15 protein-coding genes and 2 pseudogenes are annotated in these 16,097 nt (G+C 39.3%); 7 read left to right on the top strand and 10 right to left on the bottom strand.

The window, feature by feature from the left end; all coding sequences use genetic code 11:
- Positions 1-347 precede the first annotated feature (347 nt).
- The 8 genes and pseudogenes from B6D67_RS02325 to ccpA all read right to left on the bottom strand — a co-directional run bounded on the left by B6D67_RS02325 (position 348) and on the right by ccpA (position 8,839).
- Positions 348-497, bottom strand: a complete 150-nt coding sequence (locus B6D67_RS02325) for a hypothetical protein (protein ID WP_011285429.1) — start codon at positions 495-497, stop codon at positions 348-350.
- A gap of 200 nt (positions 498-697) precedes the next feature.
- Positions 698-1,300 (bottom strand): annotated as a pseudogene (locus B6D67_RS10310) (ABC transporter permease); the annotation flags it as partial.
- An 84-nt stretch (positions 1,301-1,384) separates the two neighbouring features.
- A pseudogene (locus tag B6D67_RS10305) lies at positions 1,385-1,771 on the bottom strand (ABC-2 family transporter protein); the annotation flags it as partial.
- Positions 1,772-1,874: 103 nt separating this feature from the next.
- Complete coding sequence (locus B6D67_RS02315) at positions 1,875-2,867, bottom strand: ABC transporter ATP-binding protein (RefSeq protein WP_029714027.1); 993 nt, start codon at positions 2,865-2,867, stop codon at positions 1,875-1,877.
- Between the two features lie 140 nt (positions 2,868-3,007).
- Entirely contained in the window at positions 3,008-4,951 is a 1,944-nt protein-coding gene (thrS, locus tag B6D67_RS02310; protein WP_010921984.1) for a threonine--tRNA ligase, read from the bottom strand.
- 421 nt (positions 4,952-5,372) lie between these two features.
- Entirely contained in the window at positions 5,373-6,707 is a 1,335-nt protein-coding gene (locus B6D67_RS02305) for a glycosyltransferase family 4 protein (protein ID WP_002994187.1), read from the bottom strand.
- 1 nt (position 6,708) lies between these two features.
- Entirely contained in the window at positions 6,709-7,707 is a 999-nt protein-coding gene (locus B6D67_RS02300) for an LTA glycolipid anchor biosynthesis glycosyltransferase, IagA/BgsA family (RefSeq protein ID WP_002985678.1), read from the bottom strand.
- A gap of 130 nt (positions 7,708-7,837) precedes the next feature.
- Positions 7,838-8,839, bottom strand: coding sequence for a catabolite control protein A (gene ccpA / locus B6D67_RS02295; RefSeq protein ID WP_002985680.1), 1,002 nt, complete (start codon positions 8,837-8,839; stop codon positions 7,838-7,840).
- Positions 8,840-9,012: 173 nt separating this feature from the next.
- On the opposite strand from ccpA, the gene B6D67_RS02290 reads away from it, so the two are divergent.
- From B6D67_RS02290 to pcp, 7 genes are all read left to right on the top strand, one after another.
- Positions 9,013-10,098, top strand: a complete 1,086-nt coding sequence (locus B6D67_RS02290; protein WP_002985682.1) for an aminopeptidase P family protein — start codon at positions 9,013-9,015, stop codon at positions 10,096-10,098.
- Positions 10,099-10,146: 48 nt separating this feature from the next.
- On the top strand, positions 10,147-10,812 hold the full coding sequence (locus tag B6D67_RS02285) for an NAD(P)H-dependent oxidoreductase (RefSeq protein ID WP_010921982.1): 666 nt from the start codon (positions 10,147-10,149) through the stop codon (positions 10,810-10,812).
- Between the two features lie 10 nt (positions 10,813-10,822).
- On the top strand, positions 10,823-11,200 hold the full coding sequence (gene gloA, locus B6D67_RS02280) for a lactoylglutathione lyase (protein WP_002985686.1): 378 nt from the start codon (positions 10,823-10,825) through the stop codon (positions 11,198-11,200).
- A gap of 144 nt (positions 11,201-11,344) precedes the next feature.
- Positions 11,345-12,271, top strand: a complete 927-nt coding sequence (locus B6D67_RS02275) for a glycosyltransferase family 2 protein (protein WP_002994177.1) — start codon at positions 11,345-11,347, stop codon at positions 12,269-12,271.
- Between the two features lie 210 nt (positions 12,272-12,481).
- Positions 12,482-13,165, top strand: coding sequence for a DUF969 domain-containing protein (locus B6D67_RS02270; RefSeq protein ID WP_002990714.1), 684 nt, complete (start codon positions 12,482-12,484; stop codon positions 13,163-13,165).
- The gene (locus B6D67_RS02265) at positions 13,165-14,091 is read left to right on the top strand and encodes a DUF979 domain-containing protein (RefSeq protein ID WP_002985692.1); all 927 of its coding nucleotides are present in this window, start codon (positions 13,165-13,167) and stop codon (positions 14,089-14,091) included. The genes B6D67_RS02270 and B6D67_RS02265 overlap by 1 nt, the downstream gene beginning before the upstream one ends.
- Positions 14,092-14,140: 49 nt before the next feature.
- Complete coding sequence (gene pcp, locus B6D67_RS02260; protein WP_002994169.1) at positions 14,141-14,788, top strand: pyroglutamyl-peptidase I; 648 nt, start codon at positions 14,141-14,143, stop codon at positions 14,786-14,788.
- Between the two features lie 115 nt (positions 14,789-14,903).
- Here pcp and B6D67_RS02255 read toward each other — a convergent pair whose 3' ends face one another.
- Positions 14,904-15,623 carry a glutaminyl-peptide cyclotransferase gene (locus B6D67_RS02255; RefSeq protein WP_010921981.1) on the bottom strand — a complete coding sequence of 240 codons (720 nt, stop codon included), beginning with the start codon at positions 15,621-15,623 and terminating at the stop codon, positions 14,904-14,906.
- A 5-nt stretch (positions 15,624-15,628) separates the two neighbouring features.
- On the bottom strand, positions 15,629-16,096 hold the full coding sequence (gene smpB / locus B6D67_RS02250; RefSeq protein ID WP_002994152.1) for an SsrA-binding protein SmpB: 468 nt from the start codon (positions 16,094-16,096) through the stop codon (positions 15,629-15,631).
- Position 16,097 lies beyond the last annotated feature (1 nt).

Here is a 16,097-nt window from a genome sequence, read left to right as displayed (position 1 = left end):
ATTATTTCTGATGGTTTTCTTTTTTGAACTAATAACTGCTAAAAATACACCTAAATTAATTTAGAGAATCTCTTTAGTCTCGCTAGTGTGCTATCAATAAAATCTATAAAATTCTCTAACGTCATTGAAATGTCAAGTCCCACAACTATTGTCGTAGAAGTCACTTACTTTGTTGCTTTAACATTCAAACTGTAACCTTTGTTTTTGATACAGGGTGACTTTATTATACTGGAAAACCATTCCTAAGAAAAGAAAATCTTATATAGAATAAAGAATTAGACACCATAAAAAAGCTAAGCTGTGACACTTAACTTTTTTATGGTATTGACAAACCTTGTCTTTACTATTTATTGATAGTTAATGCCTCTAACTAAAATAAAAGCCATGTCTGTACCAGCCTGCAAGGCATCTGCTAAGCTGGTATCGTTACTAGATTTGGCAGGTCTCATAAAGGCAAAAGATCTCAAAGTTCCATAAACGTTATCTAGCAATTGCATGCAACCACTTGAAACATATCTGCTTATGTTATTTTACCGCCCTTAATTTAGACCAATCTGCTGATGATGGTTCCAACCAATGCCTACGCTTGGTAAACCATCACAAAAAAAGGCAGCCGTTTTTACAACAGCTGCCTTCCTTCATTATCTAGGTTTTCATATTCTGACCTAAACGATTTTCAATTTGTTTAAGAGTCTCTCTAGGAACCTGCACTTTCATAAGCATCCAGGCCCCATTTCCAAAGCTTAAGCGACAAGGCCAAAACCAGTAACGACACCACTACCAAGCCTCCAATATTAAAGAGCAGGTGTTGACCTGTTAAAAAATAAGAAGCAGGGTAATAAGCTGTAAAAGCAAAGGGAATGATAAAACTGATTAACCACCGCAAAAAGGAATGGTAAATGGACATAGGGTACTTAGAAAAGTCATTGAACATGTAAAAAATATAGATAACTGCCCCAGACTGCTTGGTCCAAAAAGAAATGCTGGCGGTCGCAATTTTTAAAGAGGTGTAAATCAAGGTCGCAAAAGGAATAACCAAAATAAACAAAAGCACCTTAGGAAGAGTCCATACGATACTACCAGCCGTGGTCACTAATAAGATAACCCCAACCAATAATTCACCCAGGGCATCCACTTGAAAGGTCTCAACTAAAACATGAAACAAAGGACTAATTGGTCTGGTGAGGTACTTGTCAAATTCTCCTTTGCGGACAAGCCGTTGCCCTAAAGCCCAAAGATTGTCAAAAAAGAGGTGATCAATTCCCTTTGGAATCAAACAAAAGCCATAAATAAAGGCAACCAAGGCATTTTTCAATAAATTAGACCCCCAAAGGTTTTTAAAGACAAATGCTGAAGAGCCAAAACAAATGTTGAAATAAAAATTGATTAAAAAAGCTAATAAAAGGCTAACTAAATACAGACAACTGCTGGCTAGGACTTGCAAGATAGACAGCCCCGCCATGACTTTAATACCAGATAAGACCATTAAAAAAGGAAAGCCGACACTCATTAGCACAATCCAGCGAAAACCAATTTCCATAAAGAGGTAAGAGGCTGCAAAATGAACTGGTCGAAGCAGGCGCATGATGATAGAACCATCTTTCACTTCTTCGCCAATCATAAAGGAGCTGTCTGATTTGGTCAGTAAAGTGGTCACAAAACTCATGATAATGTAAAAGGTCATGTCAGACAGAGTAAAACCATTGATTAAGGATTGCTTAGACGAATCAAAAACAGCCTTCCAGAGGTAATAAGCCACAAAAGCCCCCATGACATCTCCAATACGATACAAAAAGAAATTAACGCGATAGGTTATTAATTCCTGAATTCCTGCACTGAGAAAGGGTCTATAACGTTTCCAAAATGACCACATCTTAAAGCTCCTTTCGGTAGAAACGACGAACAATATCCTCAATATCTACATCAGTCATCTTCACATCCCTGACCGCAAAATCAGCCATGGTTTTTTGAATAATGTCCGCAGTTTGATAGCGCGAACTGTCATATTGAATGTCTAAACTAAGCTCATGCCGTTCCACTGTGATGTCAGGTAAGCCCATAAACTGTGAGACCACCTGCTCCTGCCCTGGCTTCAACTCAAAAGACAGACTCTTCATTTTTCCAAAGCTTTGCTTTAATTGGGTCACCGTTCCATCAAAGATTTCTTGCCCTTTATCAATCATGATAATCCGATCACAGAGCTGTTCAATATCACTCAAATCATGGGTCGTCAGTAAAATAGTTGTCTCTTCTTCTTGATTAATTTGAGTAATGGCACGCCGAATGTTGTCCTTCACAGAAACATCAAGTCCAATCGTTGGTTCATCTAAAAACAATACTTTAGGATTATGCAACAAGGAGGCAGCAATATCAGCTCGCATCCGCTGACCGAGTGATAAGGTCCGGACAGGATCCTTAATAAACTCATTCAGGTCCAAAACCTCATTTAAAAAATCCATGCGCTTGCGAAAGGCTTTTTCAGGTACATCGTAAATTTCTTTTAAAACGACATAGGTCTCTTGCAAGGCCAAATCCCACCATAGTTGTGTTCGTTGACCAAAAACAGCTCCAATGTCTCTCACATAATATTGACGATTATCTTGTGGAATCTTTCCGTTAATGCGACAGTAACCTGATGTAGGCTTTAAAATACCTGTTAACATCTTAATCGTTGTTGATTTTCCTGCACCATTGGCGCCAATAAAACCTAAAATTTGCCCTTTGGGTACCTCAAAAGATAAGTCCTTAACCGCCTCAAAGATTTCTCTTTGGGGATGAACAAACGACTTCAAGGCTCCCTTTAATCCTGGCTCTTTAATGGTTTTGGAAAAAATTTTTTGAAGGTGGGACACTTCTATCATGACCATTTACCATTCCTCGTTTCTGTTATCGTCTTATCACCGTTACTAAACAATTTATTATAACACCATAAAAAAGACGGTGCAACCGTTTGCTTAATTTTTTAAGAAAGAAAAAGAAGCCCATAAGGACCTCTTTTTGCCATTGATTAAGCTTGTGCATCTGGACGTGACTTGCGAGCAATGTCTGCCAAGATGTTTTCCACAAATTCTTCCACAGATTCGGTGTGAGTCGTCTTGCTACCATAGCGGCGAACATTGACTGATTTGTCTTCCATTTCTTTGTCCCCAACAATTAATTGGTAAGGAATTTTGCTGGTTTGAGACGCACGAATCTTGTACTGCATTTTTTCATTGCGGTCATCGACATCTGCACGAACACCACGGTCACGAAGGGTTTTTGCTACTTCCCAAGCATAGTCAATGTGGGCTTCATTTGAAATTGGAATCACGGTTACTTGGTGAGGTGCCAACCAAGTTGGGAAAGCACCCTTGTAAGTTTCAATAAGGATAGCAGTGAAACGTTCCATAGTTGAGATAACACCACGGTGAATCATGACTGGGCGGTGTTCTTCGCCATCAGCACCAATGTATTTGAGATCAAAGCGTTCTGGCAACAAGAAGTCCAACTGAATGGTTGATAGGGTTTCTTCGTTACCAAGAGCTGTTTTCACCTGAATATCAAGCTTAGGCCCATAAAAAGCTGCTTCACCTTCTGCTTCAAAGTAATCTACACCCATCTCATCAAGTGCAGCTTTAAGCATACTTTGAGCATTTTCCCACATCTCATCATTGTCATAATATTTATGAGTATCGTTAGGGTCTCGGTATGACAAACGAAAACGATAATCAGTCAAGTTGAAGTCAGCATAAACATCAATGATTAATTGAAGGGCACGTTGAAATTCTTCCTGGATTTGCTCTGGTGTTACGAAAATGTGACCATCATTCAAGGTCATTTCACGTACCCGTTGAAGTCCTGATAGGGCACCTGATTTTTCGTAACGGTGCATCATGCCAAGCTCGGCAATACGAATAGGCAATTCACGATAAGAACGCACATGATTTTTATACACTTGAATGTGGTGTGGGCAGTTCATTGGACGAAGAACAAACTCCTCACCATCTCCCATATCCATTACAGGGAACATATCTTCTTGATAATGATCCCAATGACCTGATGTCTTGTACAATTCTACAGAAGCAAGTGGTGGTGTGTAAACGTGTTGGTAGCCTGATGCTAATTCTTTATCTGTGATGTAGCGCTCAAGTGTACGACGAATAGTCGCTCCATCTGGTAACCAAAATGGCAAGCCTTGGCCAACTTCTTGGCTAATCATGAACAAGTCAAGCTCTTTACCAAGCTTACGGTGATCACGTTCTTTAGCTTCTTCTAGACGAGTCAAGTAAGCTTTGAGGTCTTTTTTATCAAACCAAGCTGTTCCATAGATACGTTGCATCATGTTATTGTCGCTGTTACCACGCCAGTAAGCACCCGCCACATTGAGCAAGTGGAAGACTTGGATACGGCCTGTTGATGGCACATGAGGGCCACGGCAAAGATCCACAAATTCACCTTGACGGTAAACCGTCAAGCCAGCACCAGCATGCTCATTAATCAATTCTACCTTGTAAGGATCATCTTTGAACAATTCCAAAGCTTCTTCTTTGGTCACTTCTTCACGGATACATGGGTAATTTTCTGTCACGATTTTTTGCATTTCAGCTTCGATACGTGGCAAATCTTCGTTTGAAATTTGGCCTTCAGCATTATCTGTATCATAGTAAAAGCCTTCTGCAATGGCAGGGCCCACACCCAAATGAAGATTTGGGAACAAGCGTTTTGCAGCTTGGGCAAATAAATGGGCTGCAGAGTGGCGAAGCACCTCATAAGCATCTTTGTGGTCAGGTGTCACGATTTCAATACTGCCATCTTCTTCAATGGCACGAGTGGTGTCAATGAGTTGATCATTGAACTTACCAGCTAAAGCTTTTTTAGCCAATGATTTGCTGATGGACTCAGCAATGTCAAACGTTGTTACGCCAGATTCAAATTCACGCACGGCGCCATCTGGAAAAGTAATCTTAATCATTTGCTTTCTCCTTTAAGTCAGTTAAGATTTCCACTAAAACATGGATAGTAAGACAAATTAGGGACAAGAGGTTAGTGAATAGCTCAATACCACCACGTAGAAGAACAATACCTTATTCACGAATCTACCCTCCCTAGTCCTTAAAAACAAGGCTAATCCCCTCCAAAACAAAAAAACTGACCGCATCCCAAAGGACGCAATCAGCGTGGTTCCACCTTAATTTATGCAGGACAAAAAACATGCCTTGCACCTCTAGTGGCGATAAGGGGGCCACCCTTTTATGTTTGCATAAAAACCAGGAAGGAGTATCAGATTAGCTATCCTTGTGCTCTTTCCACCAACCAGCACTCGCTTAAAAGATTCTGTCCAATCTAACTTGTCTTCAAGATAATTATAGCAAGTTTTCAAAAATTTACAAGTCTTAATCCAGAAAATCTTTGATAGCATGGACCAGCTTGATAGGAGCCTTGACTACTTTTACTGAGGTGATAGCTGTGACCTTAGCAGCACGTTTAGGCAAGTGAATAGCACCTTGCACTAATTTTAGAGAACTACTTTTACCAGAATGATTAAGATAAAGACTCAGCTTTTGAGCTTCTTTGCTATTTCTAGCAATTAACGTATCTAAATAGAACGTGTAAATAGATTTTCCAAAGTGCTGTGCTGAGATTTCATAACGTTTTTTTGCTAATAACCGTTTATCCATAACTGGTGTTTTTAGTATGGCATCAATAATAGCATCAGTTAAATCTGTTTCAGCGTAATAAAGAGTGCCAAACATTTTATCAGTCACCACATCATCTAAATAAGGATTGCCATGAGCAATAATAGGAGTGCCACTAGCCAAACTTTCAATATAGGTCAAGCCCTGAGTCTCACTAGTTGATGCTGAGATAAAGAAATCACAAGCCTTATAGTACAGAGCAACCTTATCATGAGGCACCATGCCTGTAAAGGTCACGTGTTTGTCAACCTCTAACTGCATCGCCAAGTGTTTCAAATCTTGCAAATAGGGGCCATTTCCTACAATAATAAGCTTTATCTTGGCATTTTCAGCCAAAATAGCTGGCATCTGATTGATGATAGCTTGAATATTTTTTTCATAAGAAATCCGTGACAAACTCAATAACATGGTTTCATCACCAGCAATGCCCAATTCTGCTTTTAAGTTGGTTACTTCTTCTGCTGTGATGTCATCACGAATATATTTTTCCAAAGGAATGCCTGTTGGGATAACCCGCTTAGGGATAGTAACTTCGTAACCTTCTAGAAGATTGAGGACAATCCTACTTGGGCAGATAACCCCATCCAAATCCTTCAAATAGCCCCTAAGAAGAGGTTTGACCATACTTGGTCGAATGATTTTTCCGTTGGCAATATAACTCACGTAGTCCTCATATTGGGTATGGTAAGTATGGACAACAGGAATTCGCAAAGCTTTGCCTATCATTTTCCCTAATAAGCCTAAGCTAAACTCAGTTTGCGTATGAATAATATCAAGATTATAGTGTTTTGCAATTTTGTATGACGAAATGAGGCCACGATAAACCACACGTCTATCCGTAAATGACACAAAAGGAACACTTGGCAGTCGAATAATGGTCGGGTCTTCAAAGCGTTTGACATCTCTATCAGTAGTGGTGAAAATATAAACTTCGTGACCTTCTTTTTCTAGCTCTTCTTTTAACGTACGAATACTAGTAGCGACTCCTGAAACTTGTGGAAAATAGGTATCTGTGAATAGACCTATACGCATCTTATAACTCCATTACTTTTTTATAGACATCTACTAAGGCATGGCCAACCGTTTCTAGGCGACGACTCTGGGCAACCTTGTAACCAGCTTCAACTTTGTTGCTGGCACCAGAAAAGACTTTTTTCAGAGCTTCTATAAAACCTGGTATATCGGTTGCTAATTCCGCACTACTTTGATCAACCCATCCGTAGTAAACTGGTATATCACGTAAAACAAGGTGCTGGCGACTGGCCAAGGCTTCTAAGACAACAATGCCTTCTGTTTCTTCACGACTTGGAAAGAAAAAGGCATCTGCACCAGTCATGGCACCTTCATAAACATCCCCTTTAATGTATCCTGGGAAAATAAGATTTTTCGGGTGGTTACCATTGACCATTTGGCGAACTTGAGCAGGAATGACCCATTTGTTGGTCTCGCCAAACCAGATAAAACGAACATCTGGCATAGCTTGGGCAACTTTGACAAAGTCATCAATTCCTTTCCTCAGAAAAAATAATCCTGCTCCCATAACCACTTTTTCACCCTCTTTAATGTCAAAGTAGCGACGAAAAGCTGCTTCCTTTTTAGGATCTGCTCCGTACTGCTCCAAATCAATCCCATTTGACACTGCAAAAATAGGTGACTTCACTCCATAACTCTCAATCAAAGACTTAGAATATAGGGTAGGGGTAATGATAGCATCTGCCTTATTGTAAAAGTGACAAAGGTATTTTTTAAACCAAGGAGATAATAGATTTGAAAAAATAAAAGAATTTCTAAAATCTTCTTCTGTAGAATGCCCATGCATGATAACCTTCTTACCAGCTTTTTGTGCTTTTATCATCAGCAGCCAACTTTTTAAACCATAGGTATTGAGATGAACCAAATCATAAGTTTCTCTTGGATTAGTCGTAAAATGTTGACCAACAAGTGACAAGGCTTTAGCCTGATGCTTAATCGCTCGACCAATTCCTGATTTTCTTAGATAATTTTCTGCTTCTAAATACAATAAGACTTTCATAAGTTCTATTATAGCTCATTTTATAGTATTTTTCACTAAGACATGCAAAAATCAGCCCTAAGGCTGATTTTAGTATTGAAGAAACAGTCTATTGTGATACTTTTTGTTAGATGGTGCTCATAATTCACAGTTACTTAGTTGTCCCACGTTTTTTAATACCATGATTCAAAAGAATTTCTTTTTCTTCCAACTCTTCTTTGTTCATGATTTTAGTCAACATCCGCATGCTAACAGCACCTAAGTCATAAACAGGTTGACTGATAGAACTCAAATTGGGACGAGTGTATTGAACCACTGGTGAATCGTTGCTGGTGATGATTTCAAAGTCCTCTGGTACGCGTTTACCTGCTTCAAACAAGCCGTTTAAAAGGCCCGCTGCCAATTCATCTTCAGCCACATAAGCCGCTGTTGCTCCTGAGTTAATGACGCGCTGCGCCAATTCAAATCCTTCTTTATAAGAATAGTTCGCTTCAAAAACAAGGCCTTCTTTGAAGTCAAGCTTATTGTGCTTCAACCCTTCTTTGTAACCTGCTAAGCGCACTTTACCATTGATATCATCAATGAGTGGTCCTGACACAAAAGCGATACACTTATGATTTTCAGCTAAAATATCAACAACGTTTGACACCGCAGCTCTATAGTCAATGTTGACGCTTGGTAATTGATGATCAAGATCTACAGTTCCTGCCAAAACAACTGGAGTACGAGAGCGTGAAAACTCGGCCCGGATTTTTTCTGTCAAGTGATGCCCCATAAAAATAATACCATCCACTTGCTTGGCAAAAAGGGTATTGACAACATTAACCTCCTTGTCATCATCTTCATCACTGGAGGCAAGCACAATATTATATTTGTACATAGCGGCGATATCGTCAATACCCTTAGCTAAGATAGAAAAATAACTATTTGCAATATTTGGAATCACAACGCCAACGGTTGTTGTCTTTTTGCTGGCGAGACCACGCGCGACAGCATTGGGACGATAGTCAAGGCGATCAATAACTTCTAAAACTTTCTTACGTGTATTTTCCTTAACATTTTTATTGCCATTAACAACACGACTAACGGTTGCCATTGAAACACCAGCTTCACGGGCAACATCATAAATTGTAATGGTATCATCTGTATTCATTTTTTATCTTCCTTTCTATTTGAAAATGACGCTTTCAAAAAGTATTTTAGCATGATTTGTAACCACTTTCAAGTGTTATAGGTTAATTTTTGAAAAAGTTTTCAAAAATTAACTCGAAGCTTGATTTTTTAAGCTTTTTTTGAAAAAATAGTAAGTAGAAAGAAGGTTAGCCTATGACAAAATTAGACCAAATACGTTTGTATCTTGACCAAAAGGGAGCTGAATTGGCGATTTTCTCAGATCCTGTTACGATTAACTATTTAACTGGATTCTTCTGTGACCCACATGAAAGACAACTGTTCTTGTTTGTCTACCATGATTTAGCTCCTGTGCTTTTTGTACCTGCCCTTGAGGTGGCCAGAGCTAGCCAGGCCATATCATTTCCTGTGTTTGGTTATGTTGACTCTGAAAATCCTTGGGAAAAGATCAAGGCCGTTTTACCAAATACAGCAGCCAAAACCATTTATGCTGAATTTGACCACCTTAACGTCAATAAGTTCCATGGCTTGCAGACTATCTTTTCAGGACAATTTAACAATCTAACCCCTTATGTCCAAGGCATGCGCCTCGTCAAATCAGCTGATGAAATCAATAAAATGATGATTGCCGGGCAGTTCGCTGATAAGGCTGTTCAAGTTGGTTTTGACAATATTTCCTTAGATGCTACCGAAACAGACGTCATCGCTCAAATTGAGTTTGAAATGAAAAAACAAGGCATTCATAAAATGAGCTTTGACACTATGGTCTTAACTGGAAATAATGCAGCCAATCCCCATGGCATTCCTGGAACAAATAACATTGAAAACAATGCCCTACTTCTCTTTGACTTAGGTGTTGAGACCTTAGGCTACACCAGTGATATGACCAGAACTGTGGCTGTTGGTCAGCCAGACCAATTTAAAATCGATATCTACAATCTCTGCCTAGAGGCACAACTAGCGGCTATTGACTTTATCAAACCAGGTGTAACAGCTGCTCAAGTAGATGCTGCTGCTCGTCAAGTGATTGAAAAGGCTGGATATGGTGAGTACTTCAACCACCGCTTGGGACATGGTATCGGCATGGATGTCCACGAATTTCCCTCCATTATGGCTGGCAATGACTTGGTCCTTGAAGAAGGTATGTGCTTCTCTGTTGAACCTGGTATTTACATTCCAGGAAAGGTCGGTGTGCGCATCGAAGACTGTGGCCATGTCACTAAAAATGGCTTTGAAGTCTTTACCCATACTCCAAAAGAGTTGCTTTATTTTGAAGGCTAAGCCTCTACCATCTGGTTAAACAAACCCTCGCGAAAGGAAGGTATTCGTATGGATCAAACCATTCATCACCAAATACAGCAAGCACTACACTTTAGAACAGCCGTTCGTGTTTATAAGGAAGAAAAGATTTCTGATGAGGATTTAGCCCTTATCCTTGATGCTGCTTGGTTAAGCCCTTCTTCTATTGGCTTAGAAGGCTGGCGCTTTGTCGTTTTAGACAACAAGCCTATTAAAGAAGAAATCAAGCCCTTTGCCTGGGGAGCCCAGTATCAACTGGAAACAGCTAGTCACTTTATTCTTTTAATAGCCGAAAAACATGCAAGATACGATAGCCCTGCTATCAAAAATAGCCTTTTACGGCGTGGTATCAAAGAAGGTGATGGTCTCAACAGCCGCCTAAAACTCTATGAATCTTTCCAAAAAGAGGACATGGATATGGCAGATAATCCTCGGGCACTCTTTGATTGGACAGCTAAACAAACCTATATCGCTCTTGGTAATATGATGATGACAGCTGCTCTTTTGGGCATTGATACTTGCCCTATTGAAGGCTTTCATTATGATAAGGTCAATCATATCCTAGCTAAGCATAATGTGATTGATTTAGAAAAAGAAGGCATTGCTAGCATGTTATCCCTAGGCTATCGTTTGCGAGATCCCAAACATGCTCAAGTTCGTAAGCCTAAAGAAGAAGTGATTTCAGTCGTTAAATAAGGAGATTAAAATGAAAGCATTACATACCTGTATCCGCGTCAAAGACCTTGACCAGTCGGTTGCTTTTTACACAAGTGCCTTCCCTTTTAAGGAAAACTATCGTAAAGATTTTCCAGATAGTCAATTTACTCTTGTTTATCTGGCTTTAGAAGGAGAAAGTTATGAATTAGAATTAACCTACAATTATGGTCATGGCGACTACGACTTAGGAAATGGCTATGGTCATATTGCCCTTGGCTCTGAACATTTTGAAGCAGACCATAAAAAACATCGACAAGCAGGTTTTCCAGTTACCGATATCAAAGAACTGGCTGACAAATCTGCCCGCTATTATTTCATTCAGGATCCAGATGGCTACAAAATTGAAGTCATTGATTTAAACAACTAATACTATTAACAACAGAAGCTTTAAAGCTTCTGTTGTTTTATTTTTTAACCTGACGATTGGGACAATCTCATTATTAACAGAGTTTTGAAATATCTCAGCTTTTGTGTTACAATTGCCCTAAAATTCCATTTGAAAGAAAAGTCTATGACACTACTATCTATCATTGTCCCCTGCTTTAATGAAGAAGCAAACATTCTCCCTTATTTTGAAGAAATGCATCAACTAGAAACGTCCATGACCAACCAACTTGCTTTTGAATACATTTTTATTGATGATGGTTCTAAGGATAACACCTTGGGTATTTTGCGTGAGCTAGCTGCTCGCTTTCCAAATGTGCATTATCTGTCTTTTTCACGCCATTTTGGCAAGGAAGCTGGGCTCTTAGCTGGACTAAAAGAAGCCAAAGGCAATTACATTACTGTGATGGATGTGGATCTGCAAGATCCACCCGAACTTTTGCCAATTATGTACGCTAAGCTAAAAGAAGGTTATGACATCGTTGGCACCAGGCGCCAAAATAGACAAGGAGAACCACTAATTCGTTCAATGTGTTCGAATCTATTTTATGGACTGATCAAACACTTATCAGATACTGAAATGGTCAATGGAGTTCGGGATTATCGGTTAATGACCAGACAAGTCGTTGATAGCATTCTTGAGTTGGGAGAGGTTAATCGTTTTTCAAAAGGGATCTTTTCGTGGGTTGGTTATCGTATCACCTATCTTAGTTTTGAAAACCAAAAACGCAAATATGGAAAAAGTCGTTGGCATTTTTGGGAGTTGCTCCGATATTCTTTAGATGGCTTTATCAACTTTTCAGAAATGCCGTTAACCATTGCTACCTGGACAGGGACTTTCAGCTTTTTGATTTCTATTTTCGCCATCTTATTTATCATTATCAGAAAGATACTCTTTGGTGATCCTGTCTCTGGTTGGGCCAGCACTGTCTCTATTATTTTATTCATGGGAGGCATTCAGCTCTTTTGCATGGGTATTATTGGAAAATATATTTCAAAAATATTCCTTGAAACTAAAAAAAGGCCTCTCTATATTATCAAAGAAAAACATTAAATTAAAACATTTTTCTCATCAATCGTTTCCTACTCCTTCTGTGCGCGAAGCTTTCTTTTTAAGCCCGTTATACCAAATGATAATGACCTTTCCAAAATAGTATCACCCTCCTTAACACTTTAAGTAGAAAAGGAACTATTAGGTTGAGCCTTTTTGCAAATCCTAGCGACTAATGTTATAATCGTCATACTATTGAAAAAGGAGTTCTTTATGGAGTGGATTAAATTAATCGGTATTGTGATTATCGTATTAGGGTTTATTTTAAAATGTGATGCTATCGCTACCGTAGTTGTTGCAGGACTTGTTACCGCGCTGGTTTCAGGAATTTCGTTTATTGATTTTCTAGATATTTTAGGAAAAGAATTTACCAATCAACGTTTGCTAACCATTTTCTTCATCACTTTACCGCTTATCGGCTTGTCAGAAACTTATGGGCTGAAACACCGAGCTACTCAGTTGATTCAACGTGTTCAAGCCCTTACCGTCGGCCGTTTATTGACTCTCTACCTTATTATTCGAGAATTAGCAGGTCTCTTTTCGATTCGACTAGGGGGACATCCACAGTTCGTTCGACCCTTGATTCAACCTATGGGAGAAGCTGCTGCTAAAGCCAACATTGGAGAAGAGTTGACCGATGCAGAAAAAGATGACATCAAAGCTATGGCAGCTGCCAATGAAAACTTTGGCAATTTCTTTGCCCAAAATACCTTTGTTGGCGCAGGAGGTGTCCTACTTATCGCTGGAACTTTAGAACAGCTTGGCTATGATGGTAACCAAGCTAAAATTGCATTTTCTTCTATTTTAATTGCTATTATCTCTATTATTATAGTTGCTATTTACAATTACCTCTTTGAGAAAAAAATGGAACGTCAACATCAGAAAGGAGATAACTAATGGCTAACATTGCAAACCTTGTTTTAGAAACGATATATATCCTTATCGGCTTGCAACTGTTTCACACAGCCTACTGCACCTTTAAAGATAAAACCAACCCTGTCTATTTTGGGACAGCTCTGTTCTGGGGATTGCTGGGTGTTACCTTCGTTGGCGGTGCCTTTTTGCCTAATAAAGTTATCGGTTTTATCGTGATTGTCCTAGCTCTTTTAACCTTGTTTAAGCAAGTTCGTATTGGAACATTACCAGCCTTTAATGAACAAAAAGCTGAAGAAAGTGCTCACCGCATTGGTAACTGGATTTTCTTACCAGTTATGTTAATGGCTATGATTTCTCTACTTCTTGCCTTGATCCTTCCTGATTTCAGTAAAAGTGCCATTGGGATTGCTGGTATCTTAGCCACTATTGCTATTTTAATAATCACTAAGCAAAAACCATCTGCTCTTTTAGCTGAAAATAATCGGATGAACCAACAAGTGTCCACAAGCGGTATTTTGCCACAGCTCTTAGGAGCTTTAGGAGCTATTTTTGCAGCTGCTGGTGTTGGTGATGTGATTGCTTCTCTCATTCGGGAGATTGTACCTGCTGATAGCCGCTTCTTTGGCGTTCTCGCTTATGTGCTTGGCATGGTTATTTTTACTATGATTATGGGAAACGCTTTTGCTGCCTTTACCGTTATTACAACCGGTATCGGTGTTCCTTTTGTTTTTGCTTTAGGAGCTGACCCTATTATTGCCGGTGCTTTAGCTATGACTGCTGGTTTTTGTGGTACCTTATTAACACCAATGGCAGCAAACTTTAATGCCTTGCCTGTTGCTTTGATGGAGATCAAAGATCGAAATGCAGTTATCAAAAAGCAAGCTCCTATCGCCCTTGTTTTAATTATTAGTCACATTGCCTTAATGTATTTACTTGCTTATTATTAACTTTTTTGCTAAGTTAGTAGCGTCAGTTATTCATTGAAAGGACATTATTATGAAAATTCTTGTAACAGGCTTTGATCCCTTTGGCGGCGAAGCTATTAATCCTGCCCTTGAAGCTATCAAGAAATTGCCAGCAACCATTCATGGAGCAGAAATCAAATGTATTGAAGTTCCAACGGTTTTTCAAAAATCTGCCGATGTGCTCCAGCAGCATATCGAAAGCTTTCAACCTGATGCAGTCCTTTGTATTGGGCAAGCTGGTGGCCGGACTGGACTAACGCCAGAACGCGTTGCCATTAATCAAGACGATGCTCGCATTCCTGATAACGAAGGGAATCAGCCTATTGATACACCTATTCGTGCAGATGGTAAAGCAGCTTATTTTTCAACCTTGCCAATCAAAGCGATGGTTGCTGCCATTCATCAGGCTGGACTTCCTGCTTCTGTTTCTAATACAGCTGGTACCTTTGTTTGCAATCATTTGATGTATCAAGCCCTTTACTTAGTGGATAAATATTGTCCAAATGCCAAAGCTGGGTTTATGCATATTCCCTTTATGATGGAACAGGTTGTTGATAAACCTAATACAGCTGCCATGAACCTCGATGATATTACAAGAGGAATTGAGGCTGCTATTTTTGCCATTGTCGATTTCAAAGATCGTTCCGATTTAAAACGTGTAGGGGGCGCTACTCACTGACTGTGACGCTACTAAACCTATTTTAAAAAAACAGAGATATGAACTAACTCTGTTTTTTTGTGCTAAAAATGAAAGACCTAGGGAAACTTTTCATCGGTCTTTCTCAATTGTCATCTTAATCTAATACTACTTCTAACATCAGCGGGTATAGTTTGCCAGTAATTAAGAAACGTTGTTGATCTAAATGAGCAATCCCATTCAAAACATTAAGGTCAGGGTAATGGGACTTATCAAGATTTAAGGCTTTTAACAAAGGACTAATATCATAGGTGGCTACCACCTTTCCAGAATCAGGTTGGAGTTTGACAATAGTATTGGTTTGCCAAATATTGGCATAGAGATAACCATCTACATACTCTAATTCGTTAAGCATTGAGATGGGGACACTTTCTATAGCAACTAGTACGGTATCCAATAAAGCAAAATCTTTGGGGTCTCGCTTTTGCAAAAAAGCATTTCCACTAGTCATCCAAAGACACTGGTTTTCCTTATCATAGGCTAATCCCCAGCCATCTCCTTCAAATGGATAGGCCCCTAAACAATTGCAGGTAGCCTTATCAAACTTGTAGGCTACACCCTCTTTATAGGTTAGTAACCAAAAATAATCCTCAACAACTGTTAGCCCTTCTGCAAAAACTGTATCTGGAAAAGCTATTTTTTCTGAAAAGATCTCTTGAGTAAGGTCATACACCCCTACTTTTGAGAAACCATAACGACCGGCACTAAGTAATATATGATTGTTGTTGAGTTGTTCTAATCCCTGCGTGTATAAGTTGCTATCATAAGAATAAGTTCGTAACAAACGAACTTGTCCTTTAGTTATCATAATACTCATTCACCTTACCTTGCATTGTAGTGTTTCATTTGTTTTTTAATATCTCTTTCCTGATCACGGCGTTTAATGGTTTCGCGTTTGTCATACTCGTGTTTCCCTTTAGCTAGACCAATCAGAACTTTAGCAAAGCCATCCTTGAGGTAAACTTTGAGAGGAACTAAGGTCATGCCAGATCCTTTAAGTTCATTTGCTAGATGCGTAATCTCACGTTTTTTGAGCAGCAGTTTGCGGGTTCGTTCAGGATCAGCGTTCCAAATATTACCTTGTTCAAAAGGTGCAATATGCACGTTGACCAACCACGCTTCCCCATTCTTAATTTGGGCAAAGCCATCTTTCAGTTGAATACGAGCTGCACGAACACTTTTAATCTCAGTTCCCGTTAAGACAATCCCTGCTTCAACGGTTTCAACAATGTGATAATCATGTCTAGCCTTTTTATTTTGCGCCAGTATATGACCTTCACCTTTTGCCATA

Source organism: Streptococcus pyogenes, from assembly GCF_002055535.1.
In the GTDB taxonomy this organism is placed as follows: Bacteria; Bacillota; Bacilli; order Lactobacillales; family Streptococcaceae; genus Streptococcus; species Streptococcus pyogenes.
Note: the sequence above shows the minus strand (reverse complement) of the source record. Positions and strands in the feature narration are given on the sequence as shown.

Coding starts and splice junctions, on each gene's coding strand:
- B6D67_RS02305 (WP_002994187.1), bottom strand. CDS start 6,707: ATGCGTATAGGTCTATTCACAGATACCTATTTTCCACAAGTTTCAGGA.
- B6D67_RS02265 (WP_002985692.1), top strand. CDS start 13,165: ATGGCTAACATTGCAAACCTTGTTTTAGAAACGATATATATCCTTATC.
- B6D67_RS02255 (WP_010921981.1), bottom strand. CDS start 15,623: ATGAGTATTATGATAACTAAAGGACAAGTTCGTTTGTTACGAACTTAT.
- B6D67_RS02290 (WP_002985682.1), top strand. CDS start 9,013: ATGACAAAATTAGACCAAATACGTTTGTATCTTGACCAAAAGGGAGCT.
- B6D67_RS02300 (WP_002985678.1), bottom strand. CDS start 7,707: ATGAAAGTCTTATTGTATTTAGAAGCAGAAAATTATCTAAGAAAATCA.
- pcp (WP_002994169.1), top strand. CDS start 14,141: ATGAAAATTCTTGTAACAGGCTTTGATCCCTTTGGCGGCGAAGCTATT.
- B6D67_RS02315 (WP_029714027.1), bottom strand. CDS start 2,867: ATGGTCATGATAGAAGTGTCCCACCTTCAAAAAATTTTTTCCAAAACC.
- gloA (WP_002985686.1), top strand. CDS start 10,823: ATGAAAGCATTACATACCTGTATCCGCGTCAAAGACCTTGACCAGTCG.
- thrS (WP_010921984.1), bottom strand. CDS start 4,951: ATGATTAAGATTACTTTTCCAGATGGCGCCGTGCGTGAATTTGAATCT.
- smpB (WP_002994152.1), bottom strand. CDS start 16,096: ATGGCAAAAGGTGAAGGTCATATACTGGCGCAAAATAAAAAGGCTAGA.
- B6D67_RS02275 (WP_002994177.1), top strand. CDS start 11,345: ATGACACTACTATCTATCATTGTCCCCTGCTTTAATGAAGAAGCAAAC.
- B6D67_RS02285 (WP_010921982.1), top strand. CDS start 10,147: ATGGATCAAACCATTCATCACCAAATACAGCAAGCACTACACTTTAGA.
- ccpA (WP_002985680.1), bottom strand. CDS start 8,839: ATGAATACAGATGATACCATTACAATTTATGATGTTGCCCGTGAAGCT.
- B6D67_RS02325 (WP_011285429.1), bottom strand. CDS start 497: ATGCAATTGCTAGATAACGTTTATGGAACTTTGAGATCTTTTGCCTTT.
- B6D67_RS02270 (WP_002990714.1), top strand. CDS start 12,482: ATGGAGTGGATTAAATTAATCGGTATTGTGATTATCGTATTAGGGTTT.